The organism is Vibrio iocasae (assembly GCF_042245395.1).
Taxonomy (GTDB): domain Bacteria; phylum Pseudomonadota; class Gammaproteobacteria; order Enterobacterales; family Vibrionaceae; genus Vibrio; species Vibrio iocasae.
Map to the genome: position 1 here is coordinate 1233247 of NZ_CP145311.1, position 19319 is coordinate 1252565.

14 protein-coding genes are annotated in these 19319 nt (G+C 44.4%); 4 read left to right on the top strand and 10 right to left on the bottom strand.

Translation table 11 applies throughout. The features are described from left to right. Positions 1-216: 216 nt before the first annotated feature. The 5 genes from SNR28_RS15430 to SNR28_RS15450 all read right to left on the bottom strand — a co-directional run bounded on the left by SNR28_RS15430 (position 217) and on the right by SNR28_RS15450 (position 6354). Positions 217-1500 carry a dicarboxylate/amino acid:cation symporter gene (locus SNR28_RS15430; RefSeq protein ID WP_375753555.1) on the bottom strand — a complete coding sequence of 428 codons (1284 nt, stop codon included), beginning with the start codon at positions 1498-1500 and terminating at the stop codon, positions 217-219. A gap of 284 nt (positions 1501-1784) precedes the next feature. Continuing rightward, positions 1785-3197, bottom strand: coding sequence for a sigma-54-dependent transcriptional regulator (locus tag SNR28_RS15435; RefSeq protein ID WP_375753556.1), 1413 nt, complete (start codon positions 3195-3197; stop codon positions 1785-1787). Further along, positions 3194-4879, bottom strand: a complete 1686-nt coding sequence (locus SNR28_RS15440; RefSeq protein ID WP_375753557.1) for a transporter substrate-binding domain-containing protein — start codon at positions 4877-4879, stop codon at positions 3194-3196. The genes SNR28_RS15435 and SNR28_RS15440 overlap by 4 nt, the downstream gene beginning before the upstream one ends. A 121-nt stretch (positions 4880-5000) precedes the next feature. Continuing rightward, positions 5001-5657, bottom strand: coding sequence for a DNA alkylation repair protein (locus tag SNR28_RS15445; RefSeq protein WP_375753558.1), 657 nt, complete (start codon positions 5655-5657; stop codon positions 5001-5003). Between the two features lie 13 nt (positions 5658-5670). Then, positions 5671-6354, bottom strand: a complete 684-nt coding sequence (locus SNR28_RS15450) for a DUF3047 domain-containing protein (protein ID WP_375753559.1) — start codon at positions 6352-6354, stop codon at positions 5671-5673. Positions 6355-6836: 482 nt separating this feature from the next. On the opposite strand from SNR28_RS15450, the gene glpT reads away from it, so the two are divergent. After that, positions 6837-8201 (top strand): glycerol-3-phosphate transporter, encoded by a 1365-nt coding sequence (gene glpT / locus SNR28_RS15455; RefSeq protein WP_375753560.1) that lies wholly within the window; start codon positions 6837-6839, stop codon positions 8199-8201. Positions 8202-8288: 87 nt separating this feature from the next. On the opposite strand, the gene SNR28_RS15460 is transcribed toward glpT, so the two are convergent. From SNR28_RS15460 to dctP, 5 genes are all read right to left on the bottom strand, one after another. Next, positions 8289-9119 carry a CPBP family intramembrane glutamic endopeptidase gene (locus SNR28_RS15460; protein WP_375753561.1) on the bottom strand — a complete coding sequence of 277 codons (831 nt, stop codon included), beginning with the start codon at positions 9117-9119 and terminating at the stop codon, positions 8289-8291. Then, positions 9119-10510, bottom strand: coding sequence for an SLC13 family permease (locus SNR28_RS15465; protein WP_375753562.1), 1392 nt, complete (start codon positions 10508-10510; stop codon positions 9119-9121). The genes SNR28_RS15460 and SNR28_RS15465 overlap by 1 nt, the downstream gene beginning before the upstream one ends. 143 nt (positions 10511-10653) lie before the next feature. Next, complete coding sequence (locus SNR28_RS15470) at positions 10654-12063, bottom strand: TRAP transporter large permease (RefSeq protein WP_375753563.1); 1410 nt, start codon at positions 12061-12063, stop codon at positions 10654-10656. Between the two features lie 10 nt (positions 12064-12073). Then, positions 12074-12688, bottom strand: a complete 615-nt coding sequence (locus SNR28_RS15475) for a TRAP transporter small permease subunit (protein ID WP_375753564.1) — start codon at positions 12686-12688, stop codon at positions 12074-12076. Positions 12689-12771: 83 nt separating this feature from the next. Next, positions 12772-13779: a TRAP transporter substrate-binding protein DctP gene (gene dctP / locus SNR28_RS15480; protein WP_375753565.1), complete on the bottom strand. Its 1008-nt coding sequence runs from the start codon at positions 13777-13779 to the stop codon at positions 12772-12774. Positions 13780-14183: 404 nt separating this feature from the next. Here dctP and SNR28_RS15485 point away from each other — a divergent pair, with 404 nt between their 5' ends. From SNR28_RS15485 to SNR28_RS15495, 3 genes are all read left to right on the top strand, one after another. Next, positions 14184-16049 (top strand): ATP-binding protein, encoded by a 1866-nt coding sequence (locus SNR28_RS15485; RefSeq protein WP_375753566.1) that lies wholly within the window; start codon positions 14184-14186, stop codon positions 16047-16049. Beyond that, the gene (locus tag SNR28_RS15490) at positions 16039-17421 is read left to right on the top strand and encodes a sigma-54-dependent transcriptional regulator (RefSeq protein ID WP_375753567.1); all 1383 of its coding nucleotides are present in this window, start codon (positions 16039-16041) and stop codon (positions 17419-17421) included. Before SNR28_RS15485 ends, SNR28_RS15490 begins: the two co-directional genes overlap by 11 nt. Positions 17422-17540: 119 nt before the next feature. After that, a complete protein-coding gene (locus tag SNR28_RS15495; RefSeq protein WP_375753568.1) occupies positions 17541-19271 on the top strand; it encodes an EAL domain-containing protein in 1731 nt (576 codons plus the stop codon). Positions 19272-19319 lie beyond the last annotated feature (48 nt).

Genomic DNA, 19319 nt, shown 5'->3' on the forward strand with positions numbered 1-19319 from the left:
CATGTCTGACGAGAGTAAATATTCTAAAATTCTCATTCCTGGTCAGTTGCTTATGGTAAGTTGTTGAGTTTTTGATTTAGGTGGATGAGAGGCCAATGTTGACTGTGGTTCGTGACGAAATGCACAGGAGGTTGCAGTAATATGGTAATAATGAGCTATAAAAAAAAGCAGACACCTTAAAGATGTCTGCTTCCTGAATTGAAAAGAAACGAACGATTAAGCTGTTTCAGTCTGAGGTACAGTTGTCTCTGACTCGTAGATAGTTTCATCCAACTCGTTTTCGCTCTTAGCGATAAGCAGAGATACCATCATATCGCCACAAACGTTAACGGTTGTACGTGCCATATCCAGAATACGGTCGATACCAGCAACGATAGCCAGACCTTCGATTGGAAGACCAACAGTAGTCAGTACTAGTGAAAGCATGATCAGACCAGCACCTGGGACACCAGCAGTACCAATAGAAGCAAGAGTCGATGTCATGATGATCAGCATGTAATCAGCCATAGTCAGATCAATGCCGAATGCCTGAGCAATAAACAGCGCACAAACACCCTGGTAAAGAGCAGTACCATCCATGTTGATGGTTGCACCTAGAGGCAGTACAAAGCTTGATACACCTTTGGATACGCCTAGCTCTTCGCGAGATGCTTTGATAGTTGCAGGTAGAGTACCTGAGCTACTTGTCGTTGTGAATGCAACTGCCGCTGGGTTAGTCAGAGCTTTCAGGTAGCGAGCAGGGCTCAGCTTGCCAACAAACTTAACGATGCCAGAGTAGAACACAAGTACGTGTAGCAGACAGCCAAGGTAAGCAACAGCGATTACTTTGAATAGAGGAAGAAGGATATCCAGACCGTATTTGCCTGAAACCCATGCCATTAGACCGAATACACCGTATGGAGCAAGCTTCATAACAAGCTCAGTAAGCTTGTACATTGCTTCAGCAAGGCTTTCGAATACAGCAATAGCTGGTTTAGCTTTCTCGCCGATAAGGTTTAGAGAAATACCAAGACCGATTGCGAAAACGATAATTTGAAGGATGTTACCTGCAGCTAATGCACCAACTGGGTTTTTAGGGATAATGTTTAATAAAGTTTGTACCAGTGGTGGAGCTTCTTTGCCTGTTGCGCCTGCGTCCTGAGCGACCATGTTCAGGCCTTCACCAGGAGTAAGGATTGCAGCCAAAGCAAGACCAATTGTGATAGCAACAGCGGTTGTGCCCATGTACAAAACAATGGCTTTACCACCGATTCGGCCCATTTTGGCTGAATCTTGCATTGAGGTTACGCCCACGATAAGCGAACAGAAGATTAGAGGTACGATCAACATCTTGATTGCGTTGATGAATAGTGTACCAATTGGTTTAAGCATCTCCGCTTCTGGTCCCATGATGATACCAACGATCATACCGAGAACCATTGCGATTACGATTTTTTTCCACAATTCCAATTTGCTCCAAAAGCCACCGCTTGCCTGTGGTGACGTATCCTTTGCACTCATATGTCATTTCCTTGTATTGATAACGAGTTCCTATGCATCACTATTAAAAAGTGAATGCGACAGGCTGTATCACTGCAATGAAAGTGCCACTTTGGTTATTGCTGATAACTGGCTGATTTAATGAGGTTTATGGTTTTTATGGATTTAATAAAGGGTCATAACTAAAGTTATAACCCTGAAGGCGTGGTATTGACTGTGTAAATATATCAAGAGCTTATATTGATATAATGAAAGTTATAATATAACTAAAGTTATAGGGGTTTATTATGCATAATTTGCATCAGTTAGGCGTTTTTTGCATTCTTTAGGCGTTTGCTCAGAGCTGGCTGAGAAATACCCAGCATTCGTGCCGCAAGTGATTGATTGCCTTCTGAACGTTCCAGAGCTTCTGCCACCAGCAATTCACTCATTTTCTGAAGAGTTGGTAAAGGTTTGGCTGGATCAAACAAATTTTCGTCACCTTCCAATGCTGGTGGCTCAAAGTGACTTTTTTCTATTACCCTGCGGAACACATCCATCGAGAGAGTATGACTTTTGTGTTGGCTAATCGCATCGTAAACCAGTGCCTGAAGTTCTCTAATGTTTCCCGGAAAATGGTACGTAGAGAGTAGCACGGGAAGTTGTTTCGGGTAGGCCGGTAAGGGTTTACCCATCTCCTCGGTCGCCTTTTTCATGAAATGCTCAAACAGCAGAGGAATGTCACCTTTTCTTTCTCTTAGGGGCGGGATGTCAATCTGGTGTGTGCATAAACGGAAGTAAAGATCTTTACGGAAGCTACCTTCTTCCACCTTTTTACTTAAGTTATTGTGTGTTGCTGCAACGATTCTTGCTCTGCTTCGTTTTGGTTTATCGCTGCCGAGAGGGTAGTAGTCACCCTCCTGGAGAAGGCGTAAAAGTTTGGTTTGTGACGCGTGGCTAAGATCGCCGATTTCATCTAGAAACAAAGTGCCGTCTGCCGCGGCCTCGACCATACCAAGCCTTTTTTTATCTGCCCCGGTAAAGGCTCCACGGGCGTGACCGAACAAAGTGTCCGCAAAAACTGAGTCATCAATACCAGCCACGTTAACACTAACTAAGTCGCCTTTACGCCCGCTGAGTTTGTGGACAGCTCTTGCTATATGTTCTTTACCAACACCACTTTCACCTGTGATCATCACGGCTTGTCTACTACCAGAGATAGACTCAAGATACTGAAAGATTGATCGTAATTTCTTATCTTCGGTAATGATTTCCTGGAAAACCTCAGGATGTTCAATAGTGTCAGAGAGGAAACGCTGACGCATAGCCTGATGTTCTTTACGCATCTCCTGCATTGAGATAGCACGCTTGATGCCTTCAATCAGGCTATTCTCATCGGTTGTTTTTACAAAGTAGTCATAAGCACCGAGCCGGATACAATCTACAGCGGTTTCAATCTGGTTCATGCCGCTAATAATAATGACGCCCACACCAGGGTGCGTCTCCATAATCTGTTTTAGCAGCTCTTCTCCCGATAGGTTAGGCATGTTCAGGTCGAGCAATACCAGCTCAATTTCAGGATGCTTTTCTATCAGAGACATCGCTTCCTGACTATTACTGGTACTAAACAAGTTATTGATACCCCCACGTCTTTCAAGAGCCAACGAAAGGCTTCTGATAAAGGCGGGTTCGTCATCGACTAATAAAATGCCAAATCCGGGGTATAGGGTTTTCTTCATGTTACGTTATGTTCCTGATTGCTCGGCTCAGTAATTGGGATATGCAGTCGGACTATTGTGCCCTTGGAAGGCTGGGATTCAAAATGAAAATGTCCACCGTGTTCTTCAACAATGGTTGAGGATATTGAGAGGCCCAGCCCGGTCCCCCCTTGTTTTCGTTTAGTGGTAAAAAATGGGTCGGACAATCTGGCTAAATGATCCTTTTCGATTCCACAACCTGTGTCGGTGACAATCATTTCTACTTGGTTCTTTTCGTGTCTATGGCGAATTTTGATAGCAATTGTCTGAGATTTCGAATCCAGAGCCTGACAAGCGTTCACTATCAGGTTAATAACAACTTGCTGGAGCCTTTGGGCGTTACCCTTGAATAGTGGTAAAGAGTCAGCGTACTCAATGGTAAAATGATCGGTAGAAGAACGAATGGTTCTGTCGGTAAGTCGGATTGCCGCTGCAATCACCAAATTCATATCGACCATTTCAGATAACTCTTGTGGCTCTTGACGGGCAAAGTCTCTAAGGTCGTTGACGATTCTTCGAATATGATGAGTTCCTTCTAACATTTCCCCCATCATAGCGGGTAGCTCTGATCTCATGCGGCTGTAGCTCAAACCCGCGATTTCAAAATCACCATGAGTTTGATAATGCTCTTCAAGAATTTCTTCTATATCCTCAAATGATTCGTTTAAAACAGGTAAGTTGAGAAGAAGAAGGCTGGTCGGGTTGTTGATTTCATGCGCAACGCCTGACACCAAAATTCCCAGCGACGCCATTTTATCAGCCTGAATCAGTTGCTGTTGCTGCATCTCTAAATCTTTGGTTCTGCGGGCCACTTCGTTAGCCAGGCTTCGGTTCCAGACGATAACCGCGCCAAAAATAGCTGAAAAAACGATAGAAGTACTGACAATGAAGATAGAAATGTTTTCCCAATCGACACCATCGGATGTGTAGGTGCCAAACCACTTGTTGTAGATTTCCTGTTGTTTCCCGGTGTTTTTTAAAATGGCCAGACCTTCGTTAAACTGCGCGAGAAGCTCTTCATTACCTTTTAACACACCATAGCCATATCGCTGAGAATCAAACAACTGGCTGACCGGTTCTATATTTGAAAGAGAGAACTCTTCACCAAGGTAAAGTCCTGGTAGGTTAGCAACAAGAGCGTAGTCATACTTTCCCGATGCAAGGGTTCTTAGTGCAGAAGCATGAGTATCGACATATATAAACTGTGCTGTGATTCTCGCGTTGGCGAGTTGTTCGGCTCCGATACCACCACGCTGAACAACTATCGATTTTCCTTCCAGTTCTGAGATATCTTCAACCGCTGGAGCTCCTCCTTTTCTGGAAAACAATGAGTGGTGAATCAGAGAGTGGGGTGGAGAAAAGTCGATATATTTGCTTCTGACTTGTGAGTGGGAAATTCCCTGCAATATATTAATTCGACCTTCTTCAAGGTTGATCTTCATGATATCCCAGCTGTCTAAGACTATTTCTACATCCAATCCCATGACATCGGCAATCGCCAAAGTGAGTTCAGTGTTGTAACCATCCGGTTCACCTTTTTCGTTCACAAACTCGTAGGGTGGGAAGTTGTGGTCACCGCCAACCAAAATGGTGTCTGCATGTACATGAAAGGCACTGAGAGATATAAAAAATAAGGCGGAGAGATGAAGACGTAGTGTACTCATATAACTAAGGTTAGTTCCCTGAAAATGCTGGCTCTTCGCATTCTCTTGAATGCGTATACAGTGTCCTGAAAGTAAGAACCTACCGAACAATGCGAAGGCTGTCCAGTAATCCCTTAGATGGCTACAAATACTTGCTCCCTTCACGAATACTCAGGTTTGATAACCCGGCGCGGTTATCGCTGATAAACTGACGGACCCAGTCTGGATTGGTTTTGCTGTAGCTCCTTAAGCTCCATCCAATGGCTTTGTTAATAAAAAATTCGGTTTGGTTAAGGTTGTTTACAAGAATTTTTTCCAGCAACTCGACGTTGGTTTTATCTTTGCGCAGGAGTTGGTGGTCGATGGCGATTCGCCTTAGCCAGATATTTTCATCGGTGCTCCAGTTAAACATAAGCTCATCTATCTTATTGTCGCTTAACCCGATATCACCAATCAGCTTGTCGAGTACATCGATACTGTCCCACCATGATTTATTGAGTGCCAGGCTTTTTAATTTGGGTACGTGCTCGATGGTTAAGTATCGTTTTTTCTTTATTAGATAGTCGAACGCTACATACTGATATTCACGTTCTGGTTTGTCCCAACATTGCTCCACAAAGTCCCAGTCTATTTCCTTTTCGTTTTTTCTGTTTGCAAAGAAGGGCTTGCAGATATCACGTCGGTTAGGAGTAGGAATGCCCAGAAAAGGGAACAGGTTTTTCATATAGGCACTCATTTGTAGTGCCTTCTCTGGGTTAGTCGCTTCGGTGAGCTGGCTAAATAATGTATCTATATCCATCTGAGTTATCGTTTCACTGTTCAGAAAAAATAATGTCACCGTAGTAGGATAGGGCTTCTTGTTTTCCGTTATCGGTGTCTGTCATGATCGCTATCATATCAATGTAGCGATATGCTTTTTGATTCTCTTCATCACTTCCTTTATCACCAAACAACTCGATGAAGTCATTATAAACATTGCGCTTCTCATCATACCATTGGTTGAGGTTTGACTCTGTTCCACGGATGGCAATCATCTGAGCCTTATCGCCAGCATAAGCGTTCGGCCATTGTGATTCTTTTGGTTGATTGGAGGACCAGACGTAATTTATTGCCTTTGTTTGCCAGATAAACCAGCCATTCTTTTTAACAACATATATTCTCGCCACATAGTCGTCACCTTCTTTACTGTGCTCGTCCAGATTTAGCATGCGACTCTTAGTAAGCCATGACCAACTCATATAAGGCGTGCTTAGGAGATCGATCTTTTGCTCTATTGCCAATCCAGATGCACTGCTGTCACTGTGCGCTTTTAAGACAAAGCGATTGTCCAACTCAGTGATTTGATAGCGGGTGTTGCCCAAAAAAGATTTCTCTTCCCAGCTTGAAAGCTCGCCAGAAGAGAACCTGGTTAAATTGATGTCCTGATTAGTCGCACTGACAACATTGGTCGATATTAAAAGGCAGAGGTACAAGTAAGCCATCCTCACAAAGAACATAACAATCCTCCATTTCAGCGCATAGAAAGAATTATAGGATAAATTCAAGGCAAGTAATGATAAGAAAAAGATTAAATTTCAGCCAGTTATTCGATTCTAGATAGGGAATGCCTTAACGTTAACCTAATGTGTTGTTTTTAATAATTGCACATAAACATAAATATCAACATATACGAGTTTTCCAATGAGTTGAGCTGTTCGTTTCTGTGCCACCATTTAACTGCGATTCTAGGTATGTCGAGTTATGAATGAATCGCTTTCATAAAAATGAAATAAATCTGTAACGCTTTTTGTGCTGTCAAAACTATTAATTATGCCTAATATTGTTGATATGTGATCAAAATTCAGGATTTTATAATTCAATTCCATTTTTTCGATAACTCCTACACCGATCCCGTTTTATTGTTTTAAAACGCTCATAATGCGCTCGTTCGAACATTTTGTTTGGATGTTTAATATATAATCAAAATAATAGGTCGACTATGTATAGTATTTTTAAGCCTAAAGCGCATATAGCTAGGTTACCCGATGACAAAATAGATCCAACGTATACACGTATGAGATGGCAGCTGTTCCTAGGCATCTTCTTTGGCTACGCTGGATATTACCTTGTTCGCAAAAACTTCAGTTTAGCGATGCCTTTTTTAATCGAACAAGGTTTTACCCGCGGACAACTGGGGGTTGCTCTCTCTGCTGTTTCCATTGCCTATGGTTTGTCTAAGTTCCTTATGGGTAGCGTCTCTGACCGCTCTGATCCTCGGTATTTCCTCAGCTTCGGCTTATTAGCCTCGGCAGGTATTATGTTCTGTTTTGGCTTTATGCCATGGGCAACCGGAAGTGTGGCAGCGATGTTTATCCTGCTGTTCCTTAATGGTTGGTTCCAGGGTATGGGGTGGCCAGCTTGTGGGCGTACCATGGTTCACTGGTGGTCTCGTAAAGAGCGTGGGGGATTGGTTTCAGTCTGGAACGTTGCCCACAACATCGGTGGCGGTCTTATCGGTCCAATGTTCATCCTTGGTCTTTGGCTATTCAATGATGACTGGCACACCGCTTTCTATGTGCCTGCTTTCTTCGCAACACTAGTCGCTATCTTTATCTGGATCACTCTGCGTGATACTCCTCAATCTGTAGGTCTTCCACCAATTGAAGAGTACAAAGATGATTACCCGGATGACTATGATGAGTCGAATGAAAAGGAAATGACAGCGAAGGAGATCTTCTTCAAGTACGTGTTCAGCAATAAGCTGTTGTGGTCTATCGCAATTGCAAACGCATTTGTGTATCTGATCCGTTACGGTGTGCTTGACTGGGCTCCAACTTATCTGTCGGAAGCAAAAGACTTCTCTGTCGATAAGTCTTCCTGGGCGTACTTCCTGTATGAGTGGGCAGGTATTCCGGGCACTCTACTGTGTGGTTATATTTCTGATAAATGGTTTAAAGGTCGTCGTGCACCAGCAGGCATTCTGTTTATGGTGCTTGTAGGTATCGCAGTTCTTGTTTACTGGTTCAACCCAGCAGGTAACCCAGGTATCGATATGGCTGCATTGGTTGCTATCGGCTTCCTAATTTATGGTCCGGTAATGCTGATTGGTCTATACGCTCTTGAGCTGGCTCCTAAGAAAGCGGCTGGTACAGCAGCAGGTCTGACAGGTCTGTTTGGTTACCTTGGTGGTGCCGTGGCTGCAAACGCAGTGCTCGGTTACACCGTTGACCATTTTGGCTGGGATGGCGGATTCATCTTATTAACATCGTCAGTGGCTATTTCAATCCTGTGTCTGCTATATGCATACATCGGTGAGAAACGTCATCATGAAGAAAAACTAAAAGAGGCGGAAGCAATCGCCTGATAAACCGCTTAAAGATGATTCCTTCGATCATCGACGAGTATGTATTCAAAAGCTACTGGTTCGCTGGTAGCTTTTTTTGTGCACGCTCTAAATAGGCATCGGATAAGTAAAAAAGATCAGGTGCGACAAGTTGAATCCAAAGTGGGTCAATATTGCCCAATGAAGCCGACCGCTAAAATGATAAACCAGTCCATAGCCCAGCCCTGCTAAGGTTGCGAATGCCATAAAGACAGTCCCGCCAGCAAAGTGTGCAATGCCAAACAGCACAGAAGTTATCAGAATGGCGAATACTGGTTTAGTGCGTTCTGAAAGATTGCGTTGAATGTAACCTCTGAAAAACGCTTCTTCTGCTGTACAGGTAAACAATAGGTTTAGCGCGGCCCACAATGGTAGCCATTCCGGTACGGAAAAGTCCAGCTTCATCAGGCCAAGAGGGAGAGTGGCGTACTGTAATCCTGCCAGAGCAAACAAGATGATCAACACATATAAGATCGCGCTTTTCTTCACATGTAGAAGACTTTTAAGGCTCGGGCCAAGCAACAACAAAGCAAAGAAGATATGGACTTTGTCAGCATTTAAGTAGAAATCAAAAGGTACCGCATTCGGAGAACTTTGGGCTGATGTAATCAGTAGATAGTTGTTGATACCTGGTGCTTTGTGAGCTGCAAGTAGGATACAGACAACAATAAATACAATGTGAAGGACGACTGAAAAACGGTGCCGCTTTACTTTTTCAATTCCAAAGGCAGATAGGTATAAGGCACCTAATACTGCCATTCCTTCCAACTCATAAACTCCTGAAAAATAGCCACAAACCAGTGCGGCTATTGTCAGTATGGAAGTTAACAGAGAAAGCTGGAACGCCGATAATGCAGCGATGCCCAGTAAAACAAAAGTAAGGTAGCCCGTTGTATCCACTAAATCGCTCCTAGAATCCACCACCAGATATAATCAAGAGGGAACAAAACCAATATCGTAATGGCTGTCAGGGGCAAAGTCACTTTCACCAGTTTACTAAGCGGCTCTCCCGAGAGCTGCATTGCAACAATCAATGGTGCCACCTGATAAGGGAATATTACGGTAGAGAAACCCAATACCTGCGTCATTAGTACTGTAGTTGTTGAAAATCCGGTTGCCTGAGCAAAATCAGCGGCTAATGGGGAAAGCACCGCAGGAACACCAGGAATAGTTGTGATCAAGCCAGTAACGACCGAGGTAATGGACAGAGCCATAAAACCTAGGAAAGAGCCAGAAGAGGACGAAGGTAAAAGTTGGGCGAATGCTTCTCCCATATAGCTTCCGATACCCGATTCGTTAACCAGCATACCCAGCCCAAGCGCTGAAGAGACAAATATAACAGTACCGAAATCGACGGAGCCGTTAAAAGATTTAGGAGGAATCACTCCTACCTTTGGCAGAAGAAGAATGATTGCGGTAGCCAAACCTACCCAGGCTGGGTTAACACCATGTATCGTATCTGTCACCCAAAAGAGAAGGGTAATACCCAGCAGTATGCTGACTTTCTTTTGCTGCTTAGGGTCGAACTCTTTTTCTTCACTTGTAGATACTCGTTCCGAGTCTGATGATATTTCTGCAGGGAAGATCTTCAATACAAGAGTAATGATCAGTAGTGATTTAAGAACACCAAGGACCGGGAAGTGTAGGAGCAGATATTCTGTATAACTAAACTGGATGTCATACAGGGTTTCACTTGCGCCAGCAAGAATCATATTAGGAATGTTTGCAGGTAATACCGCAAAGCTTGGCATGTTACAAGCCAGCGCCAGAGCTACCGCGATACCAATTCTTCCATTACTCCCTTTGCCAAAGCCAACTTGATCAGCAAGCGCCATTCCTATGGGTAGCAGTACCACCGCTCTTCCCACAGAAGAGGGCATAACAAAACCAAGTAGCGCCGCACTGATCACCAATCCGCCAATCAGTTTCGTATAACTTCCCGTTACGTGAGGGGAGATAATTGAAGCAAGTTTTTTACCCAGCCCCGTTGCAGAGATGGCGGAACCAATCACAAAGCCCGAAATGATTAGCCAGACCGCAGTGGAACCAAACCCGGAGAACAGCAGTGTGGGATCAATCAACTTGAAAATCGTTGCCAGAGCGAAGAAGAGTAACCCAACCAGAAACGGAGGGATAACGCTGGTGCTCCAGAACACAAGTGTTATCAATACAACCGCAGCACTGTGTGAGAAGTTAACTGGTTGAGAATCGACAGGTGAGAGTGCCAACAAAGCCGCTATTAATACTGCTGCAACGGGTGCGATGCTTTTTATGTTGAGCTTAAATTCCATTTAAGTTTATCCAGATATTTATAATTTAGGTAACTCTAATATAAAGAAAGGATCTTTAACAGGAATTAATCGTAATAAATACAGCAGTTTTTAGAAGGACAAGGACTGAGGGCGGAGATTTGGTTGCCCTCAGTCCGTTGGTTTTAGGCGTATCCTATTAAGTTAGGTAACCAGAGAACGATGCCTGGGAATGCGATAAGTACCGCAATGGTAACAACGTCAGCGACAAAGAAAGGTATACAACCACGGAACACATCCTGAACCGAACACTCCGGTCTTACACCTGCTACCACAAAGCAGTTCAGACCAATTGGAGGGGTAATAAGACAAAGTTCTGCCATCTTCACCACGATGATACCGAACCATATCGCACATCCAATTCCTGATACACCAAATGCAGAATCCGCTGCTGCGACATCAGCGCCACCATTAAGAGCAATGATTGCCGGGTAAACCACCGGCAAGGTCAGCAACAGCATACCAATCGCATCCATAAACATGCCAAGGACTGCATAGGCACAAAGAATAAGCAGTAGCGTTAGCATGGGGCTCTGTTCAAGGCTTACGATCCAATCGGAAAACGCGCTAGGAAGATCGGCAAATCCAAGGAAGCGAACGTAAATTAGTACACCCCAGATAATGGCAAAGATCATTGCAGACAGTTTAGCTGTCTCCATCAAGGAGCTTTTTATCTCTTTCCAGCGACTACCATGATAGAGCGCAACGGCCAGAATAACCGTGGCACCTAACGACCCTGCTTCAGTTGGTGTACCCACACCACCATAAATACAGATCATGATTATCGACACAACGAAGAAGATAGGCATGGCTCCGGGTAGTGATTCGAATCGCTGCTTCCAGGTGTAACCTTTCACAGGAGGGCCGAAGTTCTTGCGCGTCATTGCAAGGAAAACAACAAGGCCACCATAGATCAATGCAGAGACAAAACCGGGAAGAAATCCGGCCATAAGTAATGCACCAACATCTTGCTCAACGATGATGGCGTAGATCACCAGAATTGCAGAAGGAGGAATTAGCGAGGCAAGCGTTCCCCCAGCTGCGACTACACCCGCTGCGAAACGTTTGTCATAGCCCAGCTTTAGCATTTCAGGAACAGCAATACGGGCGAAAACCGCTGAGGTAGCAACGGATGCACCGGATACTGCGGCAAAACCAGCGGTAGAGAATACGGTTGCAACCCCCATTCCACCTGGGAGCCAGCCTACCCAGCGTTTTGCTGCTTCAAATAAGGCTTTAGTAAGACCAGCATGATAAGCAAGGAAGCCTATAAGAATAAAGGTTGGGATCAGTGATAGCGCGAGAGAAGAGACTTTAGAGTGTGGAATGGTGCCTGCCATTTTAAGCGCGACTAAGAATCCGCGTTCAAAACCAAGTTTCGCTGTAAATATCCAAAGCAGTCCCAGAAAACCCGCGATAGCAGCGGCAAAGGCAACGCGTACCCCCAGAATAACAAATACCAACATTGCGCCTGATACCCAAAGGCCAATCTCAATGTTGTCCATGTTTGCCATGGTTTCTAATAGTTCTGACAAAATGATTCTCCTATTCGTCGTGACCGCTAACGGTTTCGGCTTCTTTGGCTGCTACTTCAGCAGCAGACTCGATAAGCGGAACGGCAACAGGTTTTTCGCCACCTTCACGCAATGCTCTCAGGTAGCCCCAAATCTGTAGTATCAGGCGAAGTGCCAAAACAGAAAGCGCAACGGGAACGACGAGTTTCGCAGGCCAGGTCGGTAGGTTGATATCCAGTGAAGAGTCACCAATCGTATAGGCGCGTAAAAAATGCAGGTACGATCCGTAAATAAGAATCAGCGTAATCACCAGCATTAATGAGGTAGTAACCAGCTCGGTGAACCAGAGAGAGCGCCTGTGTAGCAGTCCTACGAAAATATCCATACGGATATGGCTGCCCATTCTTTGGGTATAAGCGATGCCGAGGAATGCGATAAATGCCATTGCCTGCTCAACCCAGTCAACGTAGCCGCTGATAGGAGCAGAAAAGAGCCAACGTCCCAGAACGTTCACAGTCGCAAGAAGAACCAGAGCGAAGATGGCAAGGCCACCCGCCAGATTCAACACAGATTCAACGCGGAAGAACCAGCGATCAGCCCGGCTAAGGGTGGATTTGTCTTCCAGTACTGAGGCAGCTGCAGACATTACAGCCTCCTTTTATTATAAGTAGAACAACAGATGTCTGAAGGGGCCGCCAATTTCTGGCGGCCATGCATCAGCTTAAAAGCTTACTTCTCAGCAAACAGCTTTTGGGTGTAATCGAAAAGCGTCTGAGAATCGAACTTACCTTTGTACTTTGCAATCCACTCTTGACGAACAGACTCAGAAAGCTCGCTCAGTTTAGCGGTTTGATCTGAGTTGAAGGTCACCATAGCAAGTCCCTGGTCTTTAACCGCAGTGTCATACTTGGCCGTGGTGTTTTGCTCATAGTTTTGAACGTAGAAGTCCAGAGCCTCATCGACAGAACCAAGCAGCGCTTCACGATGTGCTGGTTTTAGCATTTCTAATGCTTCTGTGTTGACCACAACAGGACAGTTAGCAGAACCGAGGTTCAGGTTAGTGGTTGCCCAGCTACCCACTTTGTATGAGTTAGTAGCAAGGTGTGCGTGAGGTGCAAAAGAAGCAGCGTCGATGACACCAGAGTCCATGGACTGGCGAACTTCAGAGAAAGGTACACCGGTTTTTACTGCGCCAAGTTTACCAAGCACACCCATGATGCCACCTGGTCCACGTACGCGAAGGCCATCAAAATCTTCCAGTGACTTCAGCTCATCACCTTTACTTACGATGTTGTACTGAGGCAGTGGTGTCGGCATCAGCAGTGTCGCATTCCAGCGAGCCAGATCTTTTTTCACGATAGGGTGCTTAAATACTTCGGAATAGATCTCACTAACACGAGCAAGGGATACATCCTGAGAGAACGGAAGCTCGGTAACCGTGATAGTTGGGTTTTTATCTGAGTGATAGAAAGAGCAGAATTGGGCCATTTCAAAAGCACCAAACGAGATACCATCCAGATTCTCACGTGATTTGGACAGGCCTCCGTAGGAGATATTTAGTTTAAACTCACCATTGGTTTTCGCTTCGACTAACTCAGCAAGTTTCTCAACATTCTCTGTAAAGGCGCGTCGTTTACCCCATAGAGATACGTTCCACTCGGTGGCTGCTTGCGCTTCTGCCGCCATGAAACCGGTTAATGCGAGAGTGGTAATCACTGATGTTTTTATCGCTTTCATACTTTCATCCTTGTTTATTGTTATCTGCTCAATCGTTTGTAGGGTAGTGAGCATCAATCGTTCGACAGCTATACAGCAAAGGTCTTGCCAGTTTTTACAATTTATTTACTTTTGTTTTAATTTATTGATATGTAATAGGTATTTTTACGTTCTGCCTGGTTTGAATGTAGAAATAGTGTAAATATGAAAATTAATGAGCCAAATTTGGCTTATTCCAATGCTTCAAATTTATCATGATGAGCCATTTTTGGCTTACTAACGAAGGGTGTGGTGCATTAAATATGTGGCAACGCATTGTGCTGTTTAGGATGAAGACATTTTTAATGTCAGTGGCTTATATCTTGCTAATTCAGCTATGGCCCTAAGGTTAAACAAGCAAAACAAAAATATACTGGAGAGACAGGATGTCACAAAGCAGTTCAAGGAAAGCATACAGCTCTATTCTGATCGCTTCCTTGCTGATTGGATTTGTTCTGAGTGCTGTGTTGTTTAAAACGACAGAAAGTGCGCACTATGAAGAGTTAGATAAAGTGGGTGAAGAACGCCTCAACCTTTATGCTTCGACCATTGAGGCGGAATACCAGCGATTCGAATATCTGCCATTTATCGTTGCAAATGACCATCAGGTATTAGAACTCATCGATTCGACCGAAAACTCACCTCTAACTGAGCAAGTGAACCGAAAACTCGAAAGCTGGCGAGCAGAATCAAAAGCAGATGCGCTCTATTTAATGGATAACAAGGGTGTTGTTATCGCCAGTAGCAACTGGGATAAGTCCGGCAGTTTTATGGGGCACGATTACCACTTCAGACCCTATTTTATTGATGCCATTGAAGGACATAGCGGGCGTTTTTTTGCTGTCGGTGTAACGACAGGAAGGCCCGGCCTCTTCCTTTCCAGGCCTGTCTATAAAGATGAAACCATTCAGGGAGTTGCGGTTCTTAAAGTAGATATGTCTTCTCTGGAAACCAATTGGAACTTAGGGGGTGAACAGGTATGGGTGAGTGACAGCGAAGATGTCATCTTCTTAGCCAGTAATCCACAATGGCGCTATCGCAGTCTGTCCATCTTGTCACCAGAAGTAGTGAATCAACTGGAAGAAGCCAAAAAGTACAGCCATCATCGGATTGAGCCATTGGCATTTAAAGACCTTCCGTTGTCGCCACAAGGAAAGAGAGTGATTCAACTCTCTGCCGAGGAAACGCGCTCAGGCAATAATGCAGTTGGTCCATCCTACTTACTTCATAAACGAGATATAACAGAACTAGGCTGGAGCCTTTATTACCTGAGTGATTTAAAAGGATTAGAAGAGCGAAAAACTGGGGCAATGTTAATTTCGGCATTAGCAACCGCATTGCTGGCAGTGGTCGGTATGTTTGTTTTAAGTCGATTTCGACACCAACAACAGCTTGAATGGCGGGTAGAAAAACGTACTGCCGCGCTTAATCAAAGTAACACCCAACTTAAACTCGAAGTTGAAGAGCGAGTGCGTACAGAAAAAGCCCTGCGTCAGACTCATGAAGAGTTGATTCAAGCAGAGAAGTTGGGTGCTCTGGGGCATATTTCTGCTGAGCTGGTTCATGAGATCAGTCAACCACTTCAGGCAACACTCACCTTTATTGCCAGCACTAAACTGCTTATCGAAAGGCAGCAGTACGAACTGGCGCAGGAAAACCTTCAGGAAATCGACAAACTATTGCATCGGGTATCGGGCATCGTAACCCACCTTAAAACCTTCTCAAGCAAATCCCGGGGCGTATTAAGTACAGTTGAGCTACAGCGCGTGATCGATAATGCGCTTCTGGTGATGAACGCAAGAATAGAGAAGTCGGGTGTAGAGTTGATTTGGACTCCATCAAAGGCACCAATTTCAGTCAAAGCGGATGAGATTAAACTTGAGCAGGTGCTTATCAATCTTATCCGTAATGCGTTAGATGCTATCCAGATATCTGACAGCTCTGGCCGTGGAAAGGTAGAGATCTCGTTAACAGCAGAAAACCACAAAGCGATTATTGAGATTCATGATAATGGCTGTGGTATTAATTCAGAGCACTTACCTAAACTGTTTGAACCTTTCTTTACGACTAAATCAGCCGGAGAGGGCATGGGGCTTGGTCTGTCAGTCTCTTACGGCATCGTGGAAGAGTTTGGTGGTCGCCTGGAAGCGTTCGCAGAATCGGAAAAAGGCACAACTTTCAGAGTCACATTAGCTCAATCCAGCCCTCAACCTCGTTCGTTATCTATAACGGAGTCTGTATATGAACAATAAAGATAAGACTAACCCACTTAAAGTTATCCTTGTTGATGATGAAGATGCGATTCGTAAGGCAACTAAGCAGTGGCTAAACCTGGCTGGAATGGAAGTGGAGGATTTTCCAAGAGCAAAAACGGCGTTGGCTTCAATCGCAGCCAACGATAATTGCGTAGTGGTTTCCGATATAAGAATGCCAGAGATGGATGGAATGATGTTCGCTCAGGAAGTGCAGCGTATCGACCCAGACATACCTGTGCTCCTGGTCACGGCTCACGGTGATGTCAGAATGGCGGTAGAGGCGATGCGAAACGGGGTTTATGACTTTATCGAAAAGCCCGTTGAGCCAGATTTACTGGTAGACAGAATACAACGGGCCGGAGAAAAAAGAAGGCTGGTTTTGGAGAACAGAAACCTGCAACGCTTGTTAAGCCAAAAACCTTCATTAGAGAGTCGAATGATAGGTCAGTCGAAGGTGATGAATGAACTAAGGCAACAGGTTTTGATGCTAGGGCAAACGCCAGTGGATACGGTGATAAATGGTTCAACCGGTACGGGTAAAGAGTTGATTGCCCGCTGCCTGCATGATTTCAGTATACGAAGTGAAAAGCCTTTTGTTGCAGTGAACTGTGGTGCGATCCCGGAAAACCTGTTTGAAAGTGAGTTATTTGGTCATGAAAAAGGCTCTTTTACAGGTGCTGAAAGCCAGCGTATTGGCAAGATTGAACACGCACAGGGTGGGACTCTGTTTCTGGATGAAATAGAGAGCATGCCGCTTAACTTTCAGATAAAACTGCTACGGGTATTACAAGAGCGAAAGCTAGAAAGAGTCGGATCTAACAAAGAGATCCCGCTAGACCTATGGGTTATTGCTGCAACAAAAGTTAATTTAGCGCAGGCGTCAGCTGCTGGCGAGTTCAGAGAAGATCTTTATTACCGTTTTAATGTTGTGGAACTGCACCTACCAGATTTGGCCGGCAGGCGTGAAGATGTGCCTCTGTTGTTTGAATATTTTGCCCGTAAAGCCGCTATTCAATATGAGCGAGAGTACGAAGATCTGAATGAGCAGGATGTCGCGCGATTAATTGATAATCCCTGGCCAGGGAACGTTCGCCAGTTAAAAAATGTCGCAGAGCGTTACGTGCTGGGAATGAACAGCTCAAGCTCCATTGGCGCTATTCTGGGGCATGATGAACACGATATTGTTTCACCAACAACGTATAACCTATCGGAACGAGTACAAAGCTTTGAAAAGCAACTTATAATCCAATCGCTAAAACGACACAAAGGTAATGCACTCGCGGTGATGGACGAATTAGAGCTGCCGAGACGAACGCTCAACAATAAGATGAAGCTCTATGAAATTCAGCGTCGGGATTACGTAGAGTGAGTTTCCAAGTGCACAAATTTGAGAGAGACGTGAAGTAATGATCGTAATAGCATCGCGATCTTTCTAAACAGGCTATAGTTCTAAATAGAAAAAAAACAAAAAATTACTATAGGTTGGCTATGGCACCAGATATCACACGTGCTGTCACATCACTATTAAAAGATGATTCCGACGAGAATCGCTTTTTGCAGCTGATTGACGCACTGCCGAAAATTTCAGTCCAGGGGTATGATAAAAACCGTAATGTTATCTACTGGAACAAGTCGAGCACAGAACTTTATGGCTACGAGAAAGAAGAAGCCATAGGCAGAAAGCTTGAAGATCTGATCATCCCTGAAGAGATGCGAGAACATGTCATCATGTTCCACAAAGACTGGGTAGAAAAAGGAATCCCAATTCCCTCATCGGAACTTATACTCAAACGTAAGGACGGGAGTCCCATCCCGGTTTTTTCTTCTCATGTTATGTTGAAGCAAGGTACCGACTCACCAGAGATGTTCTGTGTTGATGTCGATTTGCGTGAACAATACGAAGCTCGTGAAAAACTGAGAACCACAGCTACAACGGACTCGCTAACGTCCCTTCCTAACAGATTGTGTCTTGAAGAAGAGTTAACCAAAAGGGTGAGCGAAGCGAGTCGCTTTAATCATAAGCTGGCAATTTTGTTTATCGACCTTGATATGTTTAAAGAGGTAAATGACACATTAGGCCATACATGGGGGGATAAACTTCTCACATCGGTTGCGAAGCGTATGAGAACCTCACTCAGGGAGTACGACTTCCTGGCAAGGTTTGGAGGCGATGAATTTGTTCTTGTTATCCCTCGCATTGAGAGTGCCGAAGAAGCCAGAATTATTGCCAATAAGCTAATTGGCTCTTTTAGTTCCAGTTTCTCATTGGGGGATGAGAATCTGTTTATTACCACCAGTATCGGAATATGCCTATATCCTGAAGACGGAACCAAACCGGAAGAGTTGTTAAAAAACGCAGATACCGCGATGTACCATGCAAAAGAAACCGGCAGAAATCGTTATCATTTTTTTACCACCTCACTGAGCGATGAGATACGACTGCAAAGGGATATTTCCGCACACTTGCATGAATCTCTAGAGAAAGACGAGTTCGAACTGGTTTACCAGCCTCAATACGACATGGCCAACAGGGAAATTACCGCTTGTGAAGCATTGCTAAGATGGACACCGGAAATTAAAGAGCGTTCTGTAACACCCGATATATTCATTCCTATTGCTGAGCGATCTGATTTAATCGTCAAACTAGGAGATTGGGTAATTGAGAAAGCGTGTGCTCAACAGAAGGAATGGAAGAAAGCAGGTATTAATACTCGTATTGACATCAATGTATCCGGGAAACAACTGGAACAAACGGATTTTTTTGCCTCTCTTAATGCTTGTCGGGAGCGCTACGGTTTATCTCCGGAAGAGCTGGGTATTGAACTTACCGAACATACGCTGATTAAATCAAATAACCGGATGCTCGATGAGTTGAGAAAGCAAAGAGCCAAGGGCATGGAGATATCAATAGACGATTTTGGTACGGGTTATTCTTCTCTGAATTACTTAAAACTCTTTCCAATAACTAAGTTGAAAATCGACAGAACTTTTATTGCGGATGCACCCGAAAACGATCTTGATGGTGCACTTCTGGAAGCCATTGTTAACGTAGGCCATAAACTTAAGCTGAATATCGTTGTAGAAGGTGTGGAGTCTGAACTTCAGGCGCAGTTTTGCAAGAACCTGAATATCGACTTAGCGCAAGGGTACTGGTATTGCAGACCACTATCCGTTGAGAACGTGACTTCGCTGCTAAGCTCTGATAAGACTAGAGACTAGTTTCAGCATCGTTTTGAACGGGAGCCTATTTAAATGAGTAATTGCTCA

Coding starts and splice junctions, on each gene's coding strand:
- SNR28_RS15430 (WP_375753555.1), bottom strand. CDS start 1,500: ATGAGTGCAAAGGATACGTCACCACAGGCAAGCGGTGGCTTTTGGAGC.
- SNR28_RS15435 (WP_375753556.1), bottom strand. CDS start 3,197: ATGAAGAAAACCCTATACCCCGGATTTGGCATTTTATTAGTCGATGAC.
- SNR28_RS15440 (WP_375753557.1), bottom strand. CDS start 4,879: ATGAGTACACTACGTCTTCATCTCTCCGCCTTATTTTTTATATCTCTC.
- SNR28_RS15445 (WP_375753558.1), bottom strand. CDS start 5,657: ATGGATATAGATACATTATTTAGCCAGCTCACCGAAGCGACTAACCCA.
- SNR28_RS15450 (WP_375753559.1), bottom strand. CDS start 6,354: ATGTTCTTTGTGAGGATGGCTTACTTGTACCTCTGCCTTTTAATATCG.
- glpT (WP_375753560.1), top strand. CDS start 6,837: ATGTATAGTATTTTTAAGCCTAAAGCGCATATAGCTAGGTTACCCGAT.
- SNR28_RS15465 (WP_375753562.1), bottom strand. CDS start 10,510: ATGGAATTTAAGCTCAACATAAAAAGCATCGCACCCGTTGCAGCAGTA.
- SNR28_RS15475 (WP_375753564.1), bottom strand. CDS start 12,688: ATGTCTGCAGCTGCCTCAGTACTGGAAGACAAATCCACCCTTAGCCGG.
- dctP (WP_375753565.1), bottom strand. CDS start 13,779: ATGAAAGCGATAAAAACATCAGTGATTACCACTCTCGCATTAACCGGT.
- SNR28_RS15485 (WP_375753566.1), top strand. CDS start 14,184: ATGTCACAAAGCAGTTCAAGGAAAGCATACAGCTCTATTCTGATCGCT.
- SNR28_RS15490 (WP_375753567.1), top strand. CDS start 16,039: ATGAACAATAAAGATAAGACTAACCCACTTAAAGTTATCCTTGTTGAT.
- SNR28_RS15495 (WP_375753568.1), top strand. CDS start 17,541: ATGGCACCAGATATCACACGTGCTGTCACATCACTATTAAAAGATGAT.